We start from the raw sequence: 2024 nt of genomic DNA, 5'->3' as shown, positions 1-2024 counted from the left end.
AGCACCGTGTCGGCTTGATCGTGCGCGTCAACCAACGCACCGCCACGCTCGACTGCGATGGCCAGCAGTGGCGAGTCGGCTTCGAACTGCTTCGACACCTCGTCGACGTCTGATCCGGGCAGGCGCCTTCAACGGGTACTCGTCGGACTATTACCATCAAACAGCATCACGAGGGGAAGGATCGAAAGCTCCTTCCCATTGCGTTTATCGGCAGCTTCCACACGCTGGGCATCATCAAGATGCTGCCCCAGGACATGGGGTACGTGGTCCTCGAGCCTCGCGTGGATGCTGCGCACTCCCGTGAGGAGCATGCGAAGTTCGAGGATGCCCTGCACGACTACCGCACCGCACTCACTCGTGCAAAGCGTTCGCTCCTCAAAATGCGCGTCCTGCCGCCGGAGGCGGCCCTGCCCGACATCAAGGCAATTGTGGATGGCGTGGCGAAGCGGGCCGTTGAGTCACGCGATGTGCTGGGGAACGACCTTGGCCGCGACGTGACAGGGGCCGTTCGGCAGGCCATTGATCGCAACGGCTTCTTCACGCAGTCGGACATGGTTGTCGCGGGTGGGTCCGGCGGTGGCGCCAGCGGCCCACCCAAGCCGCCGCAAGGATTCGAAGGCGCCTTTGCGTCGTTTGAGCGCGGCGGGGGCGGATCTGGCAACAGCGGCGGAGGATCTGGTGGGACCTTCAGGCTCTTCCCCGGACACGGGGGAGACTGGGACTCAACTGCACGAGACCGCTGGCGCGAGGGGCCGCGGCTCGACTTCTTGCGTCAGGCAATCCTGCCGGTTCCGCTCGAGGAGTCGGGTCGCAAGGGGCTCGTCGCGCGAAAGGTGACCTTCTTCCAGGATCCGAACTCCAAGGTGGTGTTCGTCAGCGTCTTCGACAGGGACCAGAACGCCTACTACTTCTACCAATCGGACGGCAGTCTGGACGGATTGGCGTTCCTGGCGCTGCCGCCAGCAAGAAGCGAGACTGAGATCCACTTTAGACAGGCAGAGTTGCTGCTGCGCATCTGGGAAGGAAACCATCGTGGTTGAGATCGTGACCGTCAGTTATCGGAGCGAAAGTGCTCGCGAGGATGCTGAGCACCTTCGAGGTGACCTGGTGGCCAGCGGTACGCTCGACGCCGCAAGTCCGGTCGCGGAGAGGCCGGACATTCCCGGCAAGCTGGGCCTGGGGGAGATCGTTTTGACCATCGTGGTGGCCCAGGCCGCCAAGGTAGCCCTCGGAATGGTCTTCGACGAGCTGGAAAAGGCGCTCCTCAAATTCATGCAGGAGAGTCGGACCAAGGCGTCGCTTCGCGTCGAGGTGAAGGCGGGCGACGAGGCAGGGCAATCGCAGGTTGTCGTCGTCCGCCGTGACATTGTGGTCGACAAGGCCGTCTCGCTGGCCATGAAGACGGCGCGCGAGATCGCAAAGGGCCTCATCAAGTAGGCAAGGACCGGCGCCCTCGAGCTGCGCGGCTGCCTTGGCGCGCCGTCCTTCCTCTTTCCAGGGTCCCGACTCGACAAGGTGCCTCATGCGACGCCGGCCGCCGTCGTTTGTCAGCAGCATGGCGGGCTCGAATGCGAGTGCAAAGGACTCGCGGTTGCGCCGCGAAGTGAAGCGCCGGCACAAGGCACCGACTGCACATCGCTTCGATCAGGATGCGCTCGGCGCCACCCGCGGGTTCGACCGACTGCTTCGAAGCGACGAGATCGCGACCGTGTATGTCTCTTCAGGGTCGAGGCCGTGTGGAAACGCGCGCACTTGAAGCTACGGCGTGCTGCCTGGACGTGACTGACGCGGGCGTCGTCAAAGGCTGACGAAGCACCGCGCGCGCACGAAGCAAGAACGGCTCTCGCCCTACGCCCTCATCGCCTTGATCGTAATAGTCCGACGAGTACCCGTTGACGGCGCCTGCCCGGATCAGACGTCGACGAGGTGTCGAAGCAGTTCGAAGCCGACTCGCCACTGCTGGCCATCGCAGTCGAGCGTGGCGGTGCGTTGGTTGACGCGCACGATCAAGCCGACACGGTGCT

2 protein-coding genes are annotated in these 2024 nt (G+C 63.9%); both read left to right on the top strand.

Translation table 11 applies throughout. The features are described from left to right. Positions 1-239 precede the first annotated feature (239 nt). Positions 240-1040 carry a hypothetical protein gene (locus JMV16_RS21095; protein ID WP_201496297.1) on the top strand — a complete coding sequence of 267 codons (801 nt, stop codon included), beginning with the start codon at positions 240-242 and terminating at the stop codon, positions 1038-1040. Next, positions 1033-1437 (top strand): hypothetical protein, encoded by a 405-nt coding sequence (locus tag JMV16_RS21090; protein ID WP_201496296.1) that lies wholly within the window; start codon positions 1033-1035, stop codon positions 1435-1437. The genes JMV16_RS21095 and JMV16_RS21090 overlap by 8 nt, the downstream gene beginning before the upstream one ends. Positions 1438-2024: the final 587 nt, after the last annotated feature.

Origin of the sequence: Rubrivivax sp. A210 (assembly GCF_904426505.1) — a bacterium.
Classification (GTDB): Bacteria; Pseudomonadota; Gammaproteobacteria; order Burkholderiales; family Burkholderiaceae_C; genus Rubrivivax.
This window is presented reverse-complemented; position numbering and strand designations above follow the sequence as displayed.